The organism is Kitasatospora sp. NBC_01246, from assembly GCF_036226505.1.
Classification (GTDB): domain Bacteria; phylum Actinomycetota; class Actinomycetes; order Streptomycetales; family Streptomycetaceae; genus Kitasatospora.
Map to the genome: position 1 here is coordinate 3355658 of NZ_CP108484.1, position 19528 is coordinate 3375185.

Genomic DNA, 19528 nt, shown 5'->3' on the forward strand with positions numbered 1-19528 from the left:
CATGGACGCCACTTCAGTGCGCGCGGCCGGTTCGACCGCGCTCCTCACCGACCGCTACGAGCTCACCATGTTGCAGGCCGCCCTGCGCAGCGGAGCCGCGCACCGCCGCTCCGTCTTCGAGGTGTTCACCCGCCGCCTGCCGGCCGGCCGCCGCTACGGCGTGATGGCCGGCACCGGGCGGGTGCTCGACGCCGTCGAGAACTTCCGCTTCACCAGCGCGCAGCTCGACTGGCTGGCCGGCCAGGGCGTGGTCGAGGAGGACACCCTGCGCTTCCTGGCCGACTACCGGTTCACCGGCGACATCCACGGCTACCCGGAGGGCGAGGTCTACTTCCCCGGTTCGCCGCTGCTCACCGTCGAGGGCAGCTTCGCCGAGGCGGTGATCCTGGAGACGGTGATCCTCTCGATCCTCAACCACGACTCGGCGATCGCGGCCGCCGCCGCCCGGATGACCGCCGCCGCCGGCGGCCGCCCGTGCATCGAGATGGGCGCCCGGCGCGCCCACGAGCAGGCCGCCGTGGCCGCCGCCCGCGCCGCGTACGTGGCCGGCTTCGCGGCCACCTCCGACCTGGAGGCCGGCTTCACCTACGACATCCCGACCACCGGCACCGCCGCGCACGCCTTCACCCTGGTGCACGACGACGAGCGGGGCGCGTTCCGGGCGCAGATCGCCTCGATGGGCCGGGGCACCACCCTGCTGGTCGACACCTTCGACCTGCGCGAGGCCGTGCGCACCGCCGTCGAGGTGGCCGGCCCCGAGCTCGGCGCGGTGCGGATCGACTCCGGCGACCTCACCCTGCTGGCCCACCGGGTCCGCCGTCAGCTGGACGAGCTCGGCGCCGAGAAGACCCGGATCATCGTCACCTCCGACCTGGACGAGTACGCGATCGCCGCGCTGGCCGCCGCCCCGGTCGACGGCTACGGCGTCGGCACCAGCCTGGTCACCGGCAGCGGCCACCCGACCTGCGCGATGGTCTACAAGCTGGTCGCCCGCGCCCAGGTGCCGGACGGACCGCTGCTGCCGGTCGCCAAGCGCTCGGCGGGCGCCAAGAGCAGTGTCGGCGGCCGCAAGTGGGCGGCCCGCCGCCCCGACCAGGACGGCGTCGCCGAGGCCGAGGTGGTCGGCACCGGGCCGATCCCGGCCGAGCTGGAGCCGCACCTCCTTCAGGTACCGCTGGTGCGGGCCGGCGAGGTGGTCGGCCGGGAGCCGCTCGGCGCGGCGCGCGAGCGGCTCGTCCGGACCCTGGCCGGGCTGCCGCTGTCGGCGACCCAGTTGTCCAAGGGCGACCCGGTGCTGCCGACCGAACTGATCGTCTGACCGCCGGTCGGCGCGGGCCGCACGGCCGGCGGCGGAGGGCCCGGGCGCTCCCCGGGCCTTCCGCCACCGGGTGCCACTGCCTACAGTCGACCGTAGAGTTCAACCGGAAGCGCGGAGAACCAGCGCACCGCCCCCACCACACCACCGAGGATGCAAGCCATGCACCGGGCACTGATCGTCGTCGACGTGCAGAACGACTTCTGCGAGGGCGGCAGCCTGGCCGTCGCCGGCGGGGCCGAGGTGGCCGCCGCGATCACCGACCTGATCGCCGAGTCCCCCGCCGGCTACCAGCACGTCCTCGCGACCCGCGACAACCACATCGATCCGGGCGACCACTTCTCCGACCACCCGGACTACGTCAACAGCTGGCCGGTGCACTGCGTGGCGGGCACCGAGGGCGTCGGCTTCCACCCCAACTTCGCGCCCTCCGTCACCTCCGGCGCGATCGAGGCGGTCTTCGACAAGGGCGCCTACGCGGCGGCGTACAGCGGATTCGAGGGCGTCGACGAGAACAACCGCGGCCCGATCGAGTGGCTGCGCGAGCGTCAGGTCAGCGAGGTCGACGTGGTCGGGCTCGCCACCGACCACTGCGTCAAGGCCACCGCGCTGGACGCCGTCCGGGCGGGCTTCGCGACCCGGATCCTGCTCGACCTCACGGCCGGCGTGTCGCCGCGGACCACCGCCGCCGCGCTGGAGGAGCTGCGGGCGGCCGGCGTCGAACTGGTCGGGACGCCGACGGTTCGGGGCTGAGCCCCGGAGCGGCGCCGGCTCACCGCTCGGTGACCAGCAGCTCCACCACGTCGGTGCCGCCCTGCCGGAAGGCCTCGCGCAGCTCGGCGCCGACGGCCTCCGGCTCGTCGGCCAGCCGCGCACCGGAGAGGTAGACCACCCGGACCCCGAGGTACTCCATCCGGTGCTGGCCGGCGCGCACCCAGGCGGCCTCCCCCTCGCTGACGCAGCGCAGCTCGGAGTCGACCTCCACCGCCACCCCCGACCGCGGCCAGTAGAGGTCCGGGACGGCGATGTAGGTGCCGCCGCGCATCCGCAGCTCGGGACCGGTCAGCGGGGCGGGCAGCAGCCACTCGTCCAGCAGGGCGCCGACCCGCTCCAGCACCGCCTCCCGCTCGGCGGCCAGCAGTTCGTCCAGCGCGGCCCGCACCCGCAGGTCGGCGGCCAGCCCGGACTCGGTCAGCTCGGCGACCAACTCCCGGACGGTGCACCGGATGCCGGGGCGCGCCACGGCCTCCCGCAGCACCGCGCGGACCGGCAGCGCGACGCCCTCGCCGAACTCCGGCGCGGCGCCGTCCGCCGTCCACTCGCGCAGCGCGTCGGCGACCGCCCGGGCGACCGGCGCGCAGGCCAGGCCGTGCACCGAGCTGGCGACCAACTCCCGCTCGGTGCGCCGGATCCGCACCCCGCCGGCGTCCTTCAGGCGGCGCTGGCGGGGCACCAGGACGTCCACCCCGGTGACGGCGGGCAGCCGGGGCACGGCGGCGAAGCCGTAGAGCGCCAGCGCGGCCGTCCCGGTGATCACGGCGCCCTCCCGGCGGCCCTCCTCGCGCCCGTTCTGCGCGGCGTAGAGCAGGGCCGCCCACATCCGCTGCTCCGGGGTCGGCTCGGCGGACTGCAGGAGGTAGACCCTGGGCAGCAGCCGCTGCCAGGGGCCGCCGCGGCGGCAGTGCTCGGTGACCACCCGGGCCGGCACGCCCCGGGCGCGCAGCTGGCTGGCGGTGATGACGTTCTGCTGACGCTTCGCCAGTTCCTCCAGGGAGGGCGGCGGCGAGGGGATCCGGTAGCTCATGCCGACACCATCCCCAACCGCCCGCACCGACCATCGGCCACCTGACGCACTGTTACCCAACCGTCGCGAAACCGGGACCAGCCCGCACTAAAGTCCTCATACCCTCACTCATTCGGCGTAATGGGCGTTCATATACTTGTCATCATTGATCGATGCCGATCGACCACCAGGGTGTCTGACCGTGCGTGACCAAGGGCATACGATGAAGCGCGTCCGGACGTCACTCCCACTCCCCGGATTGCCTACTCTTGGTGCATGTCACGTGACGAGACCGCCGGCCTCCGCGCGGCCCAGCTCCGCCTTGGCCGCCTGCCCGGATACGTCCGCCGGCCGGACCCGGCCCGCCGCAGCGGCGAACAGGGCCATACGTACAAAAAGGGCTGGGAGGTTCGCTTCACCGCCCGCAGCGAGGCGGAGATAGCCGAGATCCGCGACCTGGTGGTCGCCGCCGGATTCGCCCCGGCCAGGCCCTTCTTCAAGGGCCACCAGCTGATCCAGCCCGTCTACGGGATGGCCGCCGTCCAGGCCTACCTGGCCGCGAGACAGGCGGCCGAGGACCAGGCCGCCCGCACCGCGGTCGGCCGCGAACGACGGACCGACGACCCCACCGGGCCGGACCCGGCCGCGAGCGCCGCCGGAGCCGCTGCGGCGGCGGCCGAACTGGCCCGGCGGCGGGCCGTCGAGGCGTTTCCCGCCCAGCTCGGAAGGGCCGCCGCGGCGGACGGCCGGATCACCACTTCGGAGGCCGGGCGCACCGGCTGACGTTCGCTCGGACGAGCGACCCGCGTCACGCGCCCGCGCGCCGGGCGCCGGAGCGCCACCGACACGGACAGGGCGGCCGGAGGGGGCCGGACCGCCCGCCCCGCCGCCTCGACCGCACCGACCGGGCGGCACCGCCCGACGGACCGCTCGAAGGGCCGCTCTGGACGCCGCAGCACCGACCGCACCGCTTCGACCCGCTCCCGGCCCCGGTCCACCCGTCCCCACCGTCTCCGCACAGCACCGCCCAGCACCGCACGGCCCCGCCGAGCACGCACGGCCCCACAGGGCTGCACCGGGGACTCCGTCAGGCCCCATCCGGCCCCACGTGACCCCTCCCCGGCCGGCCGGCTCCCACCCGGCACCGCCCCCCGGCGGCGCGAGCGCACCACCCCTTCGCCGACCCGCCCCGGGGACCGTCCGAACACCTGCCCAGGCCCGCCACGCGCGCGACCGGTTGCGCGCGTGCGGCTTCACGCCGATGGCGTGGACGTGAGCCGCCGAACCGCCTACGGTGGCTCATCAACCGCCCCGCGACTCCGTCGCCCCACCCCGCTGACCGGCCACGACGCACTCAGATCCGCGCCTGCCGCACCACTGCGCCCCACTCCACCACCGGCCCCGCGCCACCCTGCCGTCCGCTCGCCCGCATCCGGCCACCGCCGGAACCGGCCGAGCGGCGGTGCGTTCCGGGCATTCAATCCGATTGGTCACCCAGCGCACCGAGCGCCTACCGTAGAGTGAGCACAGATGATCGACCGTCAGAAGCCCATCTCACTTGCCGAGAAGCCGAGATGACCAACCGTCATGACAGCACCGCCGAGCCTCCCCCGGGGCTCGACGAACCGCCTGCCGTACCGCTGGAGTTCGCGGCCTTCTGCGAGCTGCACCGACCGCGGTACCTCAGCTACGCCCGGGTATGGCTGCCGGACCAGACCGAGGCGGACGGCGCGGTCCAACAGGCCTTCGCTGAAATCGCCGTCCACTGGCGGGAGTTGCTGGGCAGCTCCAACCCCACGGCGCACGCCTGGCAGATCCTGCGCGGCACGGTCGGCGACCACACCCGCCGGCCCGGACCCGACCACCCGGCCGCCGACGACGACCTGGCGATCCTGCACTACGTGGTCGGCCTCGCCGCACCCGAGATCGCCGATGTCATCGGCACCGACACCGCCAGCGTGGCCGGCCGACTCCGCCGCACCATGCTGCGTGAGGCCTCCGGCTGGTGACCCCGGCCGAGCCCTCGCGCCGGGCCGCCGCGCCGCGTACCGGCGCCCGGACCCGCGACCGGTGGATCAGACCCGCTCGCCCGTCACGTCGTAGAGGTGGTGGACCGGGTCGTGGACCAGGTAGCGGGCGAACGACTCCACCGTGAAGCGCGCGCCGTCGCTGCGGTTGCCGGTGCGCCGCCACTGCTCGTCCGTGACCCGCTCGAAGGCGTCCGCCAGGATCCGCGCCGCCGCGGCCAGATCCGCCGCGACGGCGTCCGGCCGCTGCTCCCCGTAGCGTTCGGCGACGGCCGTCTCGTCCTGGTCCCAGTTCGGGAAGTCCGGGCCCTCCCGGTCGAGCATGAGGTTCAGCCGGACGTGGAACAGCCGGAAGACGTCGCGCACGTGGCAGGCGTACTCCAGGTCCGACCAGGTCTCCGGGCGGGGCCGCCGGCGCAGCGCCTCCCCGTCGCCGGCCAGGACCGCCACCCAGGCGTCCGCGTTGGCCCGGATCAGCCCGGGGACGGCCTCGCGGGCCACGGCCCCGGAGTCCAGGCCGCAGTCCGGGCAGGCCCGCTCCAGCACCCAGGTCCAGTCCTTGGTGTCCGGGACGACGGCGTCGGGGGTGTCGACGGTTCCGGGGGCGGCGGCCGGAGCCTTCGGGGCGGGGGCGTTCTCGGGGCTGGTCATGCGTCCAGGATGGCCGCGGGGAACGGCCCGCCACCAGCGGCCCGACCGCCACCGACCGCCGACATCCTGCCAGCGCCGCACGGCCGCGCCGCCCCGCTCGGCCGTCCCGCCCGGCTCAGCCGTTCCGCCCGGCCTCGTCCCGCTCGTACGCCTCCCCCCTGGTCGGGCGGGGGTGCCCGGGTCCATGCTGGGCACCATGCTCATCCGCGAAGCCACCCCCGCCGACTGGCCGGCCATCTGGGCCTTCCTCCGCGAGATCGTCGCCGCCGGCGAGACCTACAGCTGGGACCGCGACACCACCGAGGACCGGGCCCGCGCGCTCTGGTGCAAACCCGCCCCCGGCCGCACCTTCGTCGCCGTCGACGAGGACGGCACCGTCCTGGGCACCGCCGAGAGCCACCCCAACCAGGCCGGCGGCGGCGCCCACGTCGCCAACGCGGGCTTCATGGTCGACCCCCGCCACTCCGGCCGGGGCGTCGCCCGCGCCCTCGGCGCCCACGTCCTCGACCAGGCCCGCGCCGACGGCTACCGGGCGATGCAGTTCAACGCCGTCGTGGAGACCAACACCCGTGCGGTGGCCCTCTGGGAGTCCCTGGGCTTCGAGATCCTCACCACCGTCCCCGAAGCCTTCCACCACCCCCGGAAGGGCTACGTCGGCCTGCACATCATGCACCGCCGGCTCTGAGGACGGCGCCCGCGCACACCCGGCTCACCACTGCGGCGGCTGCTGCGGCGGGTACGGATAGGGGCTCGCCGCGACGGCCCGCCGCCGCTTCCGCGCCCGCGCCGCCAACCCCGCCGCCACCCCGGCGACCACCAGCACCAGCAGCCCCCCGGCCCCGAGCAGCGTGTACGTGACCCCCGCGTTCCCGCCCGCCCCCGCCACCGGCGCCGCCACCGGCGGCCCGGAGGCACCGTCGCCGGGCACCGCCCCGGAATCCGGCGGAGCCCCCTGCGACTCCGCCCGCCCGAGCAACGGATTGGCCCTGGGGCCGCCGTCCACCGCGGGATTCGCCTCCAGCGCCTTGGCCGGATCGACGATCCCGTACCCGTAATGCGCGTTCGGCACCGCCGACCCGTCCCCCGGCGCCGTCGCACTCTTGATCATCCGATTGATGACCTGCCCCGCCGAGAGCCCGGGATACTTCGACCTGATCAGCGCGGCGGTGGCCGAGACGTAGGCGGTGGCGTCGGAGGTGCCGTTGCCGATGCCATAGCTCGACGCGGACTTGGCCGTGGCCTGATAGACCTCGACCCCCGGTGCGGCCAGGGTGACCTCGGGCCCCGAGGTGGATCTCTCCCAGACCCGTCCTCCGTCGTCGACGGCTCCGACCGCGACGACTCCGGGAAACGCGGCCGGGTACGAGACTGCCTTCAGATCCCCTCCGGTATTCCCGGCGGCGGCTACCAGCAGGACGTCCTTGGAAGCGGCATAGCCGATGGCCTCGCGCACCTCGGAGTCGAATCGGGACGCTCCGCCGATGGACATATTGACCACCTTCGCGCCGTGGTCCACCGCGAACCGAACGGCCGACGCAAGGCTGTTCTGTTGAAGCCCTGTCGCTTCGCCGTTCGCCGTCAGTCTGACGGGGAGGACTTTCGCCTTGGGCGCCAGCCCCATGATTCCGTCCTGGGCGCCGTGCCCGTGCCCCACGATCAGACTCGCCATCGACGTTCCATGGCCGTCGCTGTCGACACGCCCGTCCGAGTTCGCCCCGGAGAAGTCGGCGCCGGGGAGGACCTGCCCTGCCAAGTCCTGGTGTTCCTGGCTGACTCCACTGTCCAGCAGCCCGACAATCACGCCTTCGCCCTGGCTGACGGGCCAGACCTTCTTCTCGGCTTCGAAGGTCTTCAGAGCCCACTGCTTGTCGCGGATCTGATCTGCCGCTGCCGGCGTGGCGCAGGTGGCCCAGAGCAGGCCCCCAGCGGCGATAGCCGCTGTACTGCGCGCCAGTCGGTTGCTCGTCAAATCTGGTCACTCCACTCAGCGATGTGCCCCGCAGATCACCGATCTGCGGGGCACCGGATCAGATCAACCCGTCCTCCCCGAGGACAGGCTCATTCCACCACGTTCGGATTGGTCGGTTTGTCCGACGCCCAGGTCTCCTCGTCCTCCACCAGATAGTCCGGGCGCTTGGAGCTCTTCTCCTCGTTCTTCTTGCGCTGCCTGGCTTCGCCGACCGGCACTCCCGGTGCCACGCCGCTCGTACCTCCGACCCCCAGGTCGGCCTTCGCCCGGGCTCGGGCGCCCAGGCCCGAGCCTCCCTCGGTGAATGCGTACCTACCGCCCCCGCCGGTGCTGGAACGGCCGCCCTCACCGATGACACCGCCGGTGCGCCCCGGTGTCCTGCTGCCACCCGTGGTCGCACCTGCGCCACGGCCACCGGCTCCGCTCCCGCTCCCGCTCCCGGTCCCGCTCCCGAACACCTCGCCGGCGCCGACGGCTCGACCGCTACGGTTCACAGACTTCTCAGCGACGCTCGGCCGGCCCATCGGGTCCTTACCCAAGGCGGCGCCCTTGCCCTGGACGCTTCCGGAGGCACTCTTCGCACCCGCGGTCGTCCCGCCCGGGTCGACGGACGGCCCGCCTCCGGGGACGGCCCCGGTGGGCCTCGGAAGCCCTCCGGGCCCGCTACCCGGATTGCCACCGGACGACTGTGTTCCGGCTGTCACGACGTTGTTGCTGGTGGCGTTGTTGGGAGCGTTCACCACCGCGGCATCGATACCCACTCCCGGGCCGTAGTTCGTCGTTCCGGGCGGTTTGGGAAGCGTCTGCGCGGTGCCGCCCTTGATCCCCGCATCGGTGGGCGCGGGAGGAGCGGCCGAGACGGGGCGCTTGACCAGGGGCGGCTCGGACGTCCTCCGAGGCTGCGCCTGCTGCTCCCCGACCTGGGTCGGAGTCATTGTGGGACCGCCGAGGCCGGTACCCGCCATCATCGCGCTGGCGACCGCTGCCGAGCCGCTCGAATCGTCCTGAGGACCGATGTCGCGATTGTCGCCCAGCTTTCCGAGCGGCTGGTAAGGCGGTGGTGGCTTCAGCATCGGGGTGGCGACGCGGTAGTGCATGGCGAGGGTCTGCATCACTGCGGCGGCTTCGAGTTTGCGCTGTTCGGCGACGGCCGTTCTGCTGTCCTCGTCGTCGTCGCCGAAGAGGGACGAGACGGTGTCGCCGATGCCGTCCTTGACCTGGTCCCAGCCGCTGGGTTCCTCGGGCATGTCGTGCTTGGCCTTGGCGATGGCCTCGGACATCGCCTTGAGGGTGTTGGCGGCGTCGTTGGCGTAGGAGGCCGCGTTGTTGATGGTGGCGGCGAGGTTGAGCATGCGGGTGTGGAAGGCGTCGCTGGTGGTGCCCTCCCAGCTGATGGCGGCCTCGGTGCTGGCCCGGGTGAGGGTCGCGCGGATGGCTTTGAGGGTGTCGGCGGCGCGGCGCCAGGGGTCGCCGGCGGCCATCACCTCTCCGGGGTTGAGGGCCTGGGCCATCTTCCGGAGTTCGGCGTGGCTGTAGTCGTTGAAGTTGGTGTACGTCATCGGTGGCCGCCTCCGTTCCCGCGGGGCTGTGCCCGGTCGGCGCTCATCGTTCGGACTTCCCGCCGTCGTGCCGGGGCGGCGCCACCGTGCGGGTGTAGGCGGCGGTGCTGGTGGCGGACGGTGCCGCCACCGACCAGCCGTCGTCGCCGAGTTTCAGCTTGCCGGCGGTGCGGTGTTCCTGCTCCTGGTAGTTGGTGGCGGTGAGTTCGGCCTTCTTCTGGGCCTCGTCGACGGCCTCCTGGAGCTGGTTGAGCACGTCGCGCAGGCCGTCGCGCATCGTCTGGTACCGGCCGTGCAGTTCGGTGGCCTCGGCGAAGGTGCCGAAGGAGGTCTTGCCGACGGCGCTCTGTCCGTGGGTGCGGGTGCCGTCGGCATGGCGTTCGAACTCGGCCAGCAGGAGCCGCACCTGGGCGGCGAAGGCACGTAGTTGCTCGACTTCGACGCGGTAGCCGCCGCCGGCCCCGCCCGTCGATCCGGTCCCCGTTGACACGTCCGGCGCCTCCCCCGTGCGTCCGCCCCGCGCTGTCGTGCACAGCTCCGGGAGACACATGTCTAACACATGGGCGGGGCAAGCTGAACGGTGCTCGCGGCGAAGCGGTCGACGTCCTGGCGGACCGTCAATTCACGGATGTTCCACGCTGTCGGGCCGTGAGGGCGCGGCGGCAGAGCGAGTCGGCGCGGCGGGTGGTCTCGGGCAGCCGGTATTGCGGGGCGAGGGCCAGGGTGGTGGCGACCGCCTCGGACAGGCCGATCCGGTGGCCGACGGAGACGAACACCGGTTTGACGCCGGCTCTGGTCCGGACGGCGCGGCCGACCTCCTCCCCGGTGGCCGGGTCGGTGAGCGGGGTCCAGGCGCCGCGGGCGGCCCCGGGCTCGTGGTGGTCGAAGACGAACGGGGTCTTGGCGACGCCGAGTGTGCGCAGGCCGGTGAGCACGCCGAGGTGGCTGGCCAGGCCGAGGCGGCGCGGGTGGGCGAGGCCGTAGCCGTCGCAGACCACGGTGCCGGGGGTGCGGCGGAGGGCGGCCAGGGCGTCCAGCACGGCCGGGAGTTCACGGAAGGCGAGCAGGCCGGGCACGTAGGGGAAGGCGATCCGGCCGACGGCGGTCGACTCGTCGACGACGGCCAGGGTCTCGCGGTCCAGGACCACGGCGGCGGCGACCACGAGGTCCCGTTCGTCGTCGTAGGCGACGTCCACACCGGCGATCAGCGCGTCGTCGGCCTCGGTGCCGGCCCCCGGGCCGGGGCCGTACGGCTGGACGAGCGGTCGCAGCCGTTCCTGTTCGGTGAGCGCCTCGGCCTCGGTGGCGGGCCAGTCGGCGGGGATGGGCACGGAGGGTCTCCCCCTGGGGCGTCGGGTGTCAAGGAATGTGTCCCTGTCACCGTACCGAGTGGGGCGGACGACCCCGCAGTGAGCCTGTGCGCCCCCCGTGCCCCGGATCCGGCGGCTTAGGCTGCACTTACCGAACTGCCGTACTGGGTAGGAGTTGTGGAGAGGTTTCCAGCACCGGCACCGCTCCACCCCGCTTCCCGCCCGTTCCCCCGACGTGCGAAGGACCGATCGCCATGCCGCGCCCGACCACCGCTCAGTTCTGCCTCGGCACCTGCACCGTCGTCGCCGCCGCCGTGGCGCTGCTGGCCGTTTCGGGCGCCACGGGCGTCCTGGAGATCGCCGTGCTGGTGGGCTTCGCGCTCGCGCTCGGGACGCTGGTGACGCTGCTGTCGCTGTCCACCGCCGCGCAGCGCCGCACCACCGCCACGGCCGGCACCACCGCCACGCCCGGCGCGGCACACCTCCAAGCCGACGCCCCGGCCCCGGCCGGGCACGCGTACGCCCGGCAGCGCTGAGGCGGCACCACCGGGCGGTCCGGACACGCGGACGGGATCAGACTGTGGAGACCACCACGGTCTTCGCGGCCTTGTCGTGGAGGCACTGGCGGTACGGCTTGTCGAAGACGCCGAACAGCCCGTCGATCAGCCACCAGAGCGCCGCGCAACAGATGACCGCAGGGAGGATGAAGACGGCGGCCCTGGTCCAGGCGGCGGCCGGTGGCGGCGTGCTGCCGTCGATCAGCATCGCGACCCTGATCTTCATGGCTTTCTTGCCGAGGGTCTGGCCGTCCCGGCTGAGCATCACGCCGTCGTAGATCAGGTAGAGGCCGCAGGCCAGCCAGAACGCGCCGGCCTCGCCCGAGCGGTCGCTGAGCGTGGCGAAGGGCAGCACCAGGACGATCGCCACGATCTGCACCAGGACGTAGTCGATCACCTGCGCGAGGATCCGGTTCGGCCAGGTGCCGAGCGGCGGCATCCCGGGGACGGGCCCGGCGCCGGGCGTGCCGTGCCCCGCAGACCCGTATCCGGGCGGCGGCTGGTCGGACGGCGGCCCGCCGTACGGGTCCTGCCCGTACGGCGGTTGCCCGTACGGCGAACCGCCGGGAGTGCCCCCGTAGTCGCCCCCGTACGCGCCGGGCCGATCGCCGTAGGGACTGCCGGGCGGCGGGGTCGAGGACGGCGGCGGGTTTCCGGACGGGTCCGACGGCGCACCTTCCGGCGTGCCGCCACCCGGGGACGGGGGCTGCTTGTCGAAGGAGGGCTGACCGCCCCCCTCCGGCTCGGAGCCTGAGGGGTTCTGGGTGCTCATTCAACGAGTAGAACATTGCAGATTGGCTAAGTTTCGGATATTTAGTCCGTTTCGCCCGGCAACCTCCGGCGTACCGCGGTCAGCCCCGGACCACCCGGGTGCCCGCCATCCGGTCGTGCCACCCGCGCCGGGCGGGGCGGTCGAACAGCGGCCAGACCAGGCCGAGCAGCAGCACCGCCGAGGCGTTCCGGGCCAGCCAGCGGGCCAGCGACCGGGCGAGGCTCAGCCGGTCCCGGGCGGCCGACGGGGCCGCGTGGACCACCCGGATCCGGACCAGGCGCTTGCCGAAGGTCTGCCCGGTGCGGGCGGTCGGCAGGACTTCGTAGAGCACCCCGACGAAGGCGAGGACGGCGAACAGGACGGCCACCTTGCCCAGCACCACCCCGTCCACCAGCCAGACGTCCACCTGGCGGCGGGTCAGCGCGCTGGCCATCCTGGCCTGGTCGAGCTTCTGCTGGACGTGGGACACCACGGAGTTGCCGAGCGGGATGGCGGTCGCGGTGGCGACCACGGCGAGGACGGCGGTGTCCACCAGTCGGGCGGCCAGCCGGCGTCCGAGCCCGGCGGGCAGCGGGGCGGGGGGACGACGGCGAGCCGGCCGGGGCGCGGCGGCCCCGGCCTTCGCCGGGTCGGCGAGCGCGCCCGGAGCGGGGGCTCCGACCGGCCCCGCGACCGGGGCGGCTGACGAGGTGGTGGCGGCGGACGAGGTGGTGAGGGTGCGGGGGACCGTGACGGCGGGCACCACCGCGACGGCCGACTCGGCCGAAGCGTCCGGCTGCGACCCCGAGGCCTGCTCCGACACCGGCTGCGACTCCGGCTCCGGCTGCGACTCCGGCTCCGAGGCAGGCGCAGGCACCGACGCGGGCACCGGCACCGCCTCGGGAGCACGCCCGGCCACCGGCGCGGCGACGGGCTCCGCCCGCTCGCCGGATGCCTCGCCGGACAGCCGCGCCGCACCCACCGCCCGATCCTCCGCTGGCCCGTCCGCGCCGGAGTCCGGCTCCGCCCCCGGCAGCACGCCCCAGGAGACCCAGCGCGGCGCACCGCCGGTCTCCATCAGGCCACGCTGCGCCCGCGGGTCGACCTGCCAGCCGACGGCCCCCGGCTCGCCCGCACGCTGCTCCTCGACCTCCTCCGCCTCCTCACCGGCGGCCGGTTGCGCCACCGCCGGACGCACCGCCGCACGGGCCGCCAGATGCGGCCCGACGCTGAACGACGCCCCACCCGCCGTCTGGTCCAGGTACACCGGCCCGGTCTCCCCGGACATCCCGGCGATCGCCGGCACCGCGGGCGAGGGCACCGCACGCGCAGGCGCGACGGACGAAGGCGCGACGGACGGAGGTACAGCGGAAGACGGCACCGCGGACGACGGCGGACGGGCCTCCGGCGACGCCGGCGGCGGCACGAAGCGCGCCCCCGCCCCGGGCCCGGCCCCCGCGCCGGCCCCCGCGCCACCCGCCACGCCGCCGCGGCGGGCCGCGAACCGGGGCGGCTGCAGCACCTCGCCCGCGGCCGGGGCCGGGCGGCTGGTGCCCGGCACCCACGCGGTACCGCCCCAGTAGCGGACGAAGCCGGGCACCGAGGGGTCGGGGTAGTACCCCGGTGTGGGGCCGACGGCCGTCTCCGCGCCGCCGGCGAAGGGCCGGTCCGTCATGGGGTCTTCTTTCTGGCAGGGCCGTTGCGGCGCACCCGGCGGGCGGACCACGCGACGGCGACTCGGGCGGCGGAGGTCGCTTCGCCCGTCGGCGCGCGCGAGGACACCGCCTCATTGGCGGACAGTCGCGGGGCAGTCACAAAGGGTAGTACCTCGGCGGCGCGAAGGTGGCAAGTTGCGCGATCGCCGGACAGGCCGGGTCCGCCCGGGATAAGGAGGACGGCGCGCGTCAGCGGACCCCCGCCCCCTCCCCCACGGTCTCCACGGCCCGCCCACGCCCGCGGGAACTCCGCCAAGAAATCTCGGAAACATGTGTAAGAGCGCCCTCGACCCGCGCTCTCCAAGGTCACAGGGCCCGGAACCGGGCACGAACCGGAGTCAGAGAGGAACCCGATCATGGAGCGCGCGACGAGCGTGGTCGAGCACGAGCTGGAACTCAACCTGGTGCTCTCCCCCGAGCACAGCGTCCCCGTCCCGGCCCGACTGTCCTACGGCAGCCACGACCCCTACGCGGTGCACATCACCTTCCACCTGGACACCGGCTCGCCGGTCACCTGGGTGTTCGCCCGCGAGCTGCTGGTGGAGGGCACCTTCCGGCCGTGCGGCCAGGGGGACGTGCGGATCTGGCCGACCCGCTCGGGCCGGCGCAGCGTGCTCTGCTTGGCCTTGAGTTCGCCCGCCGGGGACGCCCTGCTGGAGGCCCCGCTGCCGGTGGTGGCCGCCTGGCTGGAGCGGGCGCACCGGCTGGTGCCGCCGGGCAGCGAACTGGCCGCGCTGGACATGGACGGGTCGCTCGCCGAGCTGCTCGCGTGAGCGACCGCGCCGCACGGCGCCGCCCCACCCCGGCCGTCCCGGCACCGGGCACCCCCGGGCGGGACAGCCCCGGCCGCGGAACCCCCGGAAGCGGGACCCCCGCCCACGGCGGCCCCGGGCGGAGCACCCCCGGGCCCGTGGGCCCGGGAGTCCCCGGCGACTCAGCGGGCCGCGGGGGCCTGCTGACGGTCGTGCGCGGGGCCCGGACGGCCGCCGCCGCTGCGCTGCCCGGGCAGCGGGACGAGCGGGGCGCCGGCGGCCCGCCGCCGCGCCCTTATCCGTAGCGCCGAGGCCAGCAGGAAGCAGATCCCGACGAGCGGGTAGACCGAGGCCGGGATCTGGCTGACCGCCGACAGGTGCAGGTCGAGGTCGCCGTGGTGCGGCACGACCCACATCCCGAACGAGAAGAAGGCGATCAGCGTCGCCCCGAAGGCCGCGCGCCAGCGCAGCCGGCGGACGGCGGCCGGGCGGGCCTGCTCGACCGCGGCCTCGCAGGCGAGCAGCGCGAGCACGGGCACGCACCAGATCCAGTGGTGGGTCCAGCTGATCGGCGAGATCAGGACCGCGGTGACGGCGGCGCAGCAGACGCCCCACGCCTCGGCGCGGGGCAGCCAGCGGGAGCTGGAGGCCGCCCAGGCGGCGATGGCGAGGCCGAGCACCGCGATCACGGCGCCGGCCAGCGTCGCGACGGTCCCGGGCTCGGCGGTGTGCAGCAGCCGGGCCACGGCGCCGCGTACCGACTGGTTGTCGACGATCTCGGTCTTGCCGACCCGCGAGGAGTCGTACAGGTACTTGGTCCAGAAGCCCCAGGTGGCGTCGGGCAGGACGAGCGCGCCGAGCAGGAAGGTCCCGAGGAAGGTGAAGCCGGCCACGAAGGCGGCCCGGATCCGGCCGGTGAGCAGCAGGTAGACGGCGAAGAGGCCGGGGGTGAGCTTGATGCCCGCGGCGATGCCGATCGCGACGCCCTTGCTGCGGCGGCCGTCGGGGCGGGTGAGGTCCCAGAGGATCAGGCAGGCCAGCGCGAGGTTGATCTGGCCGTAGCGCAGCGTGGTGAAGACCGGTTCGAGCCAGACGCCGCCGCCGGTGACCAGGATCACGCCGAGCGGGCGCAGTTCGCGGCGCGGCCAGCCGACCAGCTTGAACGACAGGTGGGTGAGCAGCGCGAGCAGCCCGAGGTTGCCGAGCGTGATCGCCACCCGCAGGAACGGCACCGGGAACCAGGTCGTCGGCACGAACAGCGTCGCGGCGAACGGCGGGTAGGTGGCGGGCAGGTTCCATTCGGTGACCCGCAGCGCGTAGAGGTCGGTCCCGTCGGCGACGGCGCCGCCCTCCGCCCGGTAGACGATCATGTCGACCATCGAGGTGTGGACGAAGTGCCGCACCACGGCGTAGACCACCAGGGACAGCAGCGCCACGGCGGAGACGGCCAGCAGCGGGCGGCGCGGTGCCTCCCGCAGGGCCCGCACGGGCGCGCCGAGGGCGTCCTTGAGGCGGTCCGACAGAGGTCCGGGCGCCGGGTCCGGTGCCGTCGGCACCACGCTGCGCTCGTCTTGCACCGCTGTCACTGTTCGCTCCGTCCACCGTTCGGCCAACCAGCGACGATACCGGATGCCCGGCGACCGGGTCCGGTCGAGCCGACTACCGAGCGTGATCGCCCGGGTGGAAGTGCACCCCGGCCGGCCGTACTCCGTTGCGGGCGGAGCACGGACGGCCGGGGTCCGGGGAGGGATCGCGGGGCTCAGCCGGCGTAGGCGCCGAGGGCCCGGGTGAAGTCCAGCGGCTGCTGGACGATGCTGCTGCAGCTCGCGTCGGCGTACGCCTTGGCACCGCCGGCGCACGCCTTGTCGCGGGTGCCGGACCACATCGCCAGCCAGGCCAGGTGCTTGGTCCCGGCGAACTCGGCGAGCTGCTTGGCGTCGGCGACGGTGAAGACCTCGCTGGCCACGTCGTTGACCCCGATCATCGGGGTGACCGCGACCTTGCGCCAGGCGGCCGCGTCGTCCAGCCCGAGCACGCTCTTGACCTGGGCCTGGGTGGCGGTGGCCGCGGCAATGGCGTACTTGCCCATCTGACCCTGCGGGTTCGGGGCGACGCCGTCCCCGAAGTCCATCGCCATGATGTTGACCGCGCCGATCGCGACGCCGTTGCGCTTGGCGTCGGCCACCAGGTCGACGCCTTCCTGGGTGAGGCCGGAGGGCAGCGCGGGGAGGGTGAAGGAGACGTCCAGGGCCTTGCCCTTGGCGGCCGCGTTCTTCTGCAGCTGGGCGACGGCCTGGGCGCGGCGGGTGTTGGCGGCGGTGTTGGCGATCGCGCCGCCCTCGACGTCGAAGTCGACCTTGGTCAGCCCGAAGGCGTCGACGGTCTTCTGGTACACGGCGGTCAGGTCGGCCGTGGTGGCGCAGGCGAGGGCCAGCTCGCTGCCGTTGGCGCCGCCGAAGGAGACCCGGACGTCGCCGCCGATCGCCCGCAGCGCGCCGATCTGGGCGGCCACCGCGTCGGCGGACAGCTCGCTGACGCCGCCCCACTTCGGGGTGCAGCCGCCGCCGGAGACCACGAAGGCGAGGGTGAAGTTCTTCACGCCGGTGGCCTTCGCGGTGGCGACCAGGTCGTACGGCGGGTACAGCGAGGTGTCCACGTACGGCGCGAAGCCGGCGCCGGTGGCCGGGGCGGGCGTGCCGGTCGCGGTGGCGGTGGGCGCGGGGGTGGCGCTGGTGGTCGGCGCCGGGGTGGTCGGCCTGGTCGTGGCGGTGGGGCTCGGGGACGCGGTGGTCGGCCGGGCGGTGGCGGTGGCCGTCGCGGTCGGCGTCACGACGGGCGTGCCGGTCGGGGTCGGCGAGGTGCCGGGGGTGCCCGTCGGGCGGCCCGAGGGGGTCGGCACGGTGTCGCCGGCCTTGCAGGAGGCGTTGTTGATCAGGCAGTTGCCGGGCTCCGCCTGCGCGGCGCCGGCGCCCTGGGCGACGAAGCCGACCACCAGGCTCCGGCCGGGCTCCAGTCGCTTGCTCCAGGCCTCGGGCTTGACGGTGACGTGCTGCCCGTCGGCGCTGAAGGTGGCGTTCCAGAGCGAGTCGATCTTCGCTCCGGCCGGCAGGTCGAAGGACAGCGTCCAGTCCTCGATCGCGCTGCCGGCCGGGTTGGTGACCAGGTACTGGCCGGTGTAGCCGGCGTCCCAGGCGCTGGTGCGGGTGTAGACGGCGCCGAGCGAGGCGGCGCTGGCCGAGGAGGCGAGGGCCACGGCCGCGCCCGCGACCAGCGCGGCGGCGACGGCCGAGGAGGCGAGGACGACTCCCTTGCGGCTGCGTCGGCGGCGGCCCCGGCGGCGTTCGGGCTGGGTCGTCATGGGCGTACCTCCGTAGGGGGCGCCTCCCGCCCGGAGGGCGCGGGGGACGGCTGGGCCGGACGGGGTCGCGGCGGCCGGGCGCGGGTGGATGGACCCGTCGCGGGCGGCGTGACCCGGCTCGGTCGGGTGACCGGCGCGGATGACGCTAGTGGGGCGGGAGGGCCGGAACGGGCCTGCTGAGCGAGGGGTACAGCTCTCTTAGGGCCCGCTTAAGGAAGAGGGGCGACACCGGTGCGCGGCACCGGCGCGCGGGGCCGCCCGGCCCCGGGGACCGCTCAGCGCTGGAACAGCGTGCCGCGGCTTCGCCGGCGGCTGGCGCGGGCGGGGGCGCCGTCGGGGCGGGCCTGCAGCCGCAGCCGGATCTCGGCGCCGCCGAGCCCGGCGGAGCGACCGAGCGCGAGGTCGCCGCCGGTGACCTCGGCGAGCTTGCGGGCGATGTCCAGGCCGAGGCCGGTGGAGCCCTCGCCGCCGTCGCCCTGCCCGCGCTCCAGGGCGGCCTCGGGATCGGTGAAGCCCGGTCCGGCATCGCCGACCAGCACGATCACCGAGCTGTCGGTGGCGAGCACGTCGACCGAGAACGCGGTGCCGACGGGGGTGTGGCGGAAGACGTTGCCGAGCAGGGCGTCGACGGCGGCGGCGAGGTCGCCGCGTTGGACGGACACGCCGGCGGGTTGGTCGGCGCCGGCCAACTGCCAGCGGCGCCCCTCGTCCTCGGCGAGCGCGGACCAGAAGCCGACCCGCTCCCGGATCACCTCGGCGGCGTCGCAGCCGACGGTGACGGCGGGCGCGTCCTCGGGCGCCCGCCGGGCCGAACGGATGATCTGGTCGACCTCGCGCTCCAGTTGGGAGACGGCGTGCCGGGTGGCGTCGGCCGCGTCGCCCTCGCCCAGCGAGGCGGCGTTGAGCCGCAGCACGGTGAGCGGGGTGCGCAGCCGGTGCGACAGGTCGGCGGCCAACTCCCGTTCGGCGGCGAGCAACTGGACGACCCGGTCGGCCATCGTGTTGAACGCGTGGGCGGCTTCGCGCAGTTCCTCCGGGCTCCCGGCGGTCTGCCGGTCGTCGACGGGCACCCGGACGGCGAGGTTGCCGCCGCCGAGCGAGCGGGCCGCGGCGGCCAGCCGGCGGGCCGAGCCGACGATCCGGGTGCCCATCCGGTCGGCCACCAGCACCGAGATGGCGACCAGGGCGAGCGCGACCGCGGACAGCACCAGCCAGGCGGTGGAGACCCCGCGGGTGAGGTCGCCGTCGGCCACGAACACCTCGACCACGGCCGTCCGGCCGGTGTCGACGGCCACCGGCTGCAGGAGGGCGAAGCCGCCGGGCACCTCGACGGTGAACGAGCGGCCCTGGCCGCCGGCGGTGCCCACGTCGGCGGCCAGCGCACGGGCCTCGCCGATGGTCGCCCCGCCGTCCGGCCCGATCATCGGCGCCCCGGCGGAGGACGGTTCGGAGGGCAGCGAGGAGGGCAACGAGGAGGGCAGCGATGACGGCAGCGATGACGGCAGCGGGTTCGACGGCGGGTTCGGCGGCGCCGAGGGCGGCGAGGGCGAGTCCGCGGCCGGCACCGGGCCCGGGGCCGGCAGATGGACCGCCATCCGCCCCTGCGCACCGGCGTCGGTACTGGCCACCGCACGGGCGATGGCGCCCTGGTCGGTGGTGATGGCGAGGGCCGGGCCGAGCGCCGCCGCCTGCCGTTCGGCCGCGGTGAACGCCCGGTCCCGCGCGGTCTGTTGGACCATCAGCCCGAGCGGGATGAGGAAGGCCAGCGCGACCATGGTGGT

At 74.6% G+C, this 19528-nt stretch carries 18 protein-coding genes; 7 read left to right on the forward strand and 11 right to left on the reverse strand.

Features of this window, described 5'->3' with window-relative positions; all coding sequences use genetic code 11:
- Position 1: 1 nt before the first annotated feature.
- The gene (locus OG618_RS14610; protein WP_329487841.1) at positions 2 to 1318 is read left to right on the forward strand and encodes a nicotinate phosphoribosyltransferase; all 1317 of its coding nucleotides are present in this window, start codon (positions 2 to 4) and stop codon (positions 1316 to 1318) included.
- A gap of 159 nt (positions 1319 to 1477) precedes the next feature.
- Positions 1478 to 2068, forward strand: a complete 591-nt coding sequence (locus OG618_RS14615) for an isochorismatase family protein (RefSeq protein ID WP_329487842.1) — start codon at positions 1478 to 1480, stop codon at positions 2066 to 2068.
- 19 nt (positions 2069 to 2087) lie between these two features.
- On the opposite strand, the gene OG618_RS14620 is transcribed toward OG618_RS14615, so the two are convergent.
- Positions 2088 to 3119, reverse strand: coding sequence for a hypothetical protein (locus OG618_RS14620; RefSeq protein WP_329487843.1), 1032 nt, complete (start codon positions 3117 to 3119; stop codon positions 2088 to 2090).
- Between the two features lie 255 nt (positions 3120 to 3374).
- Between OG618_RS14620 and OG618_RS14625 the strand changes: the two genes are divergently transcribed.
- Both OG618_RS14625 and OG618_RS14630 read left to right on the forward strand, forming a co-directional pair.
- On the forward strand, positions 3375 to 3881 hold the full coding sequence (locus OG618_RS14625; RefSeq protein ID WP_329487844.1) for a hypothetical protein: 507 nt from the start codon (positions 3375 to 3377) through the stop codon (positions 3879 to 3881).
- A gap of 791 nt (positions 3882 to 4672) precedes the next feature.
- Positions 4673 to 5107 carry an RNA polymerase sigma factor gene (locus OG618_RS14630; RefSeq protein ID WP_329487845.1) on the forward strand — a complete coding sequence of 145 codons (435 nt, stop codon included), beginning with the start codon at positions 4673 to 4675 and terminating at the stop codon, positions 5105 to 5107.
- A gap of 66 nt (positions 5108 to 5173) precedes the next feature.
- Here the strand turns inward: OG618_RS14630 and OG618_RS14635 are convergent, their stop codons facing one another.
- Positions 5174 to 5776: a DinB family protein gene (locus OG618_RS14635; RefSeq protein WP_329487846.1), complete on the reverse strand. Its 603-nt coding sequence runs from the start codon at positions 5774 to 5776 to the stop codon at positions 5174 to 5176.
- Positions 5777 to 5972: 196 nt separating this feature from the next.
- Here OG618_RS14635 and OG618_RS14640 point away from each other — a divergent pair, with 196 nt between their 5' ends.
- Complete coding sequence (locus tag OG618_RS14640) at positions 5973 to 6461, forward strand: GNAT family N-acetyltransferase (protein WP_329487847.1); 489 nt, start codon at positions 5973 to 5975, stop codon at positions 6459 to 6461.
- A 24-nt stretch (positions 6462 to 6485) separates the two neighbouring features.
- Here the strand turns inward: OG618_RS14640 and mycP are convergent, their stop codons facing one another.
- From mycP to OG618_RS14660, 4 genes are all read right to left on the reverse strand, one after another.
- Complete coding sequence (gene mycP, locus OG618_RS14645) at positions 6486 to 7745, reverse strand: type VII secretion-associated serine protease mycosin (RefSeq protein ID WP_329487848.1); 1260 nt, start codon at positions 7743 to 7745, stop codon at positions 6486 to 6488.
- 89 nt (positions 7746 to 7834) lie between these two features.
- On the reverse strand, positions 7835 to 9304 hold the full coding sequence (locus OG618_RS14650; RefSeq protein WP_329487849.1) for a WXG100 family type VII secretion target: 1470 nt from the start codon (positions 9302 to 9304) through the stop codon (positions 7835 to 7837).
- 43 nt (positions 9305 to 9347) lie between these two features.
- The gene (locus OG618_RS14655; RefSeq protein WP_329487850.1) at positions 9348 to 9794 is read right to left on the reverse strand and encodes a hypothetical protein; all 447 of its coding nucleotides are present in this window, start codon (positions 9792 to 9794) and stop codon (positions 9348 to 9350) included.
- A 127-nt stretch (positions 9795 to 9921) separates the two neighbouring features.
- Positions 9922 to 10635: an endonuclease V gene (locus tag OG618_RS14660; protein ID WP_329487851.1), complete on the reverse strand. Its 714-nt coding sequence runs from the start codon at positions 10633 to 10635 to the stop codon at positions 9922 to 9924.
- 233 nt (positions 10636 to 10868) lie between these two features.
- Here OG618_RS14660 and OG618_RS14665 point away from each other — a divergent pair, with 233 nt between their 5' ends.
- On the forward strand, positions 10869 to 11150 hold the full coding sequence (locus tag OG618_RS14665; protein ID WP_329487852.1) for a hypothetical protein: 282 nt from the start codon (positions 10869 to 10871) through the stop codon (positions 11148 to 11150).
- A 37-nt stretch (positions 11151 to 11187) separates the two neighbouring features.
- On the opposite strand, the gene OG618_RS14670 is transcribed toward OG618_RS14665, so the two are convergent.
- Complete coding sequence (locus tag OG618_RS14670; RefSeq protein ID WP_329487853.1) at positions 11188 to 11943, reverse strand: RDD family protein; 756 nt, start codon at positions 11941 to 11943, stop codon at positions 11188 to 11190.
- Between the two features lie 79 nt (positions 11944 to 12022).
- The gene (locus OG618_RS14675; protein ID WP_329487854.1) at positions 12023 to 13597 is read right to left on the reverse strand and encodes an RDD family protein; all 1575 of its coding nucleotides are present in this window, start codon (positions 13595 to 13597) and stop codon (positions 12023 to 12025) included.
- 396 nt (positions 13598 to 13993) lie between these two features.
- Here OG618_RS14675 and OG618_RS14680 point away from each other — a divergent pair, with 396 nt between their 5' ends.
- A complete protein-coding gene (locus tag OG618_RS14680) occupies positions 13994 to 14410 on the forward strand; it encodes an SsgA family sporulation/cell division regulator (RefSeq protein WP_329487855.1) in 417 nt (138 codons plus the stop codon).
- Between the two features lie 161 nt (positions 14411 to 14571).
- Here the strand turns inward: OG618_RS14680 and OG618_RS14685 are convergent, their stop codons facing one another.
- From OG618_RS14685 to OG618_RS14695, 3 genes are all read right to left on the reverse strand, one after another.
- On the reverse strand, positions 14572 to 15975 hold the full coding sequence (locus tag OG618_RS14685; protein WP_329487856.1) for a glycosyltransferase 87 family protein: 1404 nt from the start codon (positions 15973 to 15975) through the stop codon (positions 14572 to 14574).
- Between the two features lie 173 nt (positions 15976 to 16148).
- Positions 16149 to 17747: a glycoside hydrolase family 18 protein gene (locus tag OG618_RS14690; RefSeq protein ID WP_329487857.1), complete on the reverse strand. Its 1599-nt coding sequence runs from the start codon at positions 17745 to 17747 to the stop codon at positions 16149 to 16151.
- 275 nt (positions 17748 to 18022) lie between these two features.
- A complete protein-coding gene (locus OG618_RS14695; protein WP_442906943.1) occupies positions 18023 to 19522 on the reverse strand; it encodes an ATP-binding protein in 1500 nt (499 codons plus the stop codon).
- Between the last annotated feature and the right edge of the window lie 6 nt (positions 19523 to 19528).

Coding starts and splice junctions, on each gene's coding strand:
- OG618_RS14610 (WP_329487841.1), top strand. CDS start 2: ATGGACGCCACTTCAGTGCGCGCGGCCGGTTCGACCGCGCTCCTCACC.
- OG618_RS14615 (WP_329487842.1), top strand. CDS start 1,478: ATGCACCGGGCACTGATCGTCGTCGACGTGCAGAACGACTTCTGCGAG.
- OG618_RS14620 (WP_329487843.1), bottom strand. CDS start 3,119: ATGAGCTACCGGATCCCCTCGCCGCCGCCCTCCCTGGAGGAACTGGCG.
- OG618_RS14625 (WP_329487844.1), top strand. CDS start 3,375: ATGTCACGTGACGAGACCGCCGGCCTCCGCGCGGCCCAGCTCCGCCTT.
- OG618_RS14630 (WP_329487845.1), top strand. CDS start 4,673: ATGACCAACCGTCATGACAGCACCGCCGAGCCTCCCCCGGGGCTCGAC.
- OG618_RS14635 (WP_329487846.1), bottom strand. CDS start 5,776: ATGACCAGCCCCGAGAACGCCCCCGCCCCGAAGGCTCCGGCCGCCGCC.
- OG618_RS14640 (WP_329487847.1), top strand. CDS start 5,973: ATGCTCATCCGCGAAGCCACCCCCGCCGACTGGCCGGCCATCTGGGCC.
- OG618_RS14650 (WP_329487849.1), bottom strand. CDS start 9,304: ATGACGTACACCAACTTCAACGACTACAGCCACGCCGAACTCCGGAAG.
- OG618_RS14665 (WP_329487852.1), top strand. CDS start 10,869: ATGCCGCGCCCGACCACCGCTCAGTTCTGCCTCGGCACCTGCACCGTC.
- OG618_RS14670 (WP_329487853.1), bottom strand. CDS start 11,943: ATGAGCACCCAGAACCCCTCAGGCTCCGAGCCGGAGGGGGGCGGTCAG.
- OG618_RS14675 (WP_329487854.1), bottom strand. CDS start 13,597: ATGACGGACCGGCCCTTCGCCGGCGGCGCGGAGACGGCCGTCGGCCCC.
- OG618_RS14680 (WP_329487855.1), top strand. CDS start 13,994: ATGGAGCGCGCGACGAGCGTGGTCGAGCACGAGCTGGAACTCAACCTG.
- OG618_RS14690 (WP_329487857.1), bottom strand. CDS start 17,747: ATGACGACCCAGCCCGAACGCCGCCGGGGCCGCCGCCGACGCAGCCGC.
- OG618_RS14695 (WP_442906943.1), bottom strand. CDS start 19,522: ATGGTCGCGCTGGCCTTCCTCATCCCGCTCGGGCTGATGGTCCAACAG.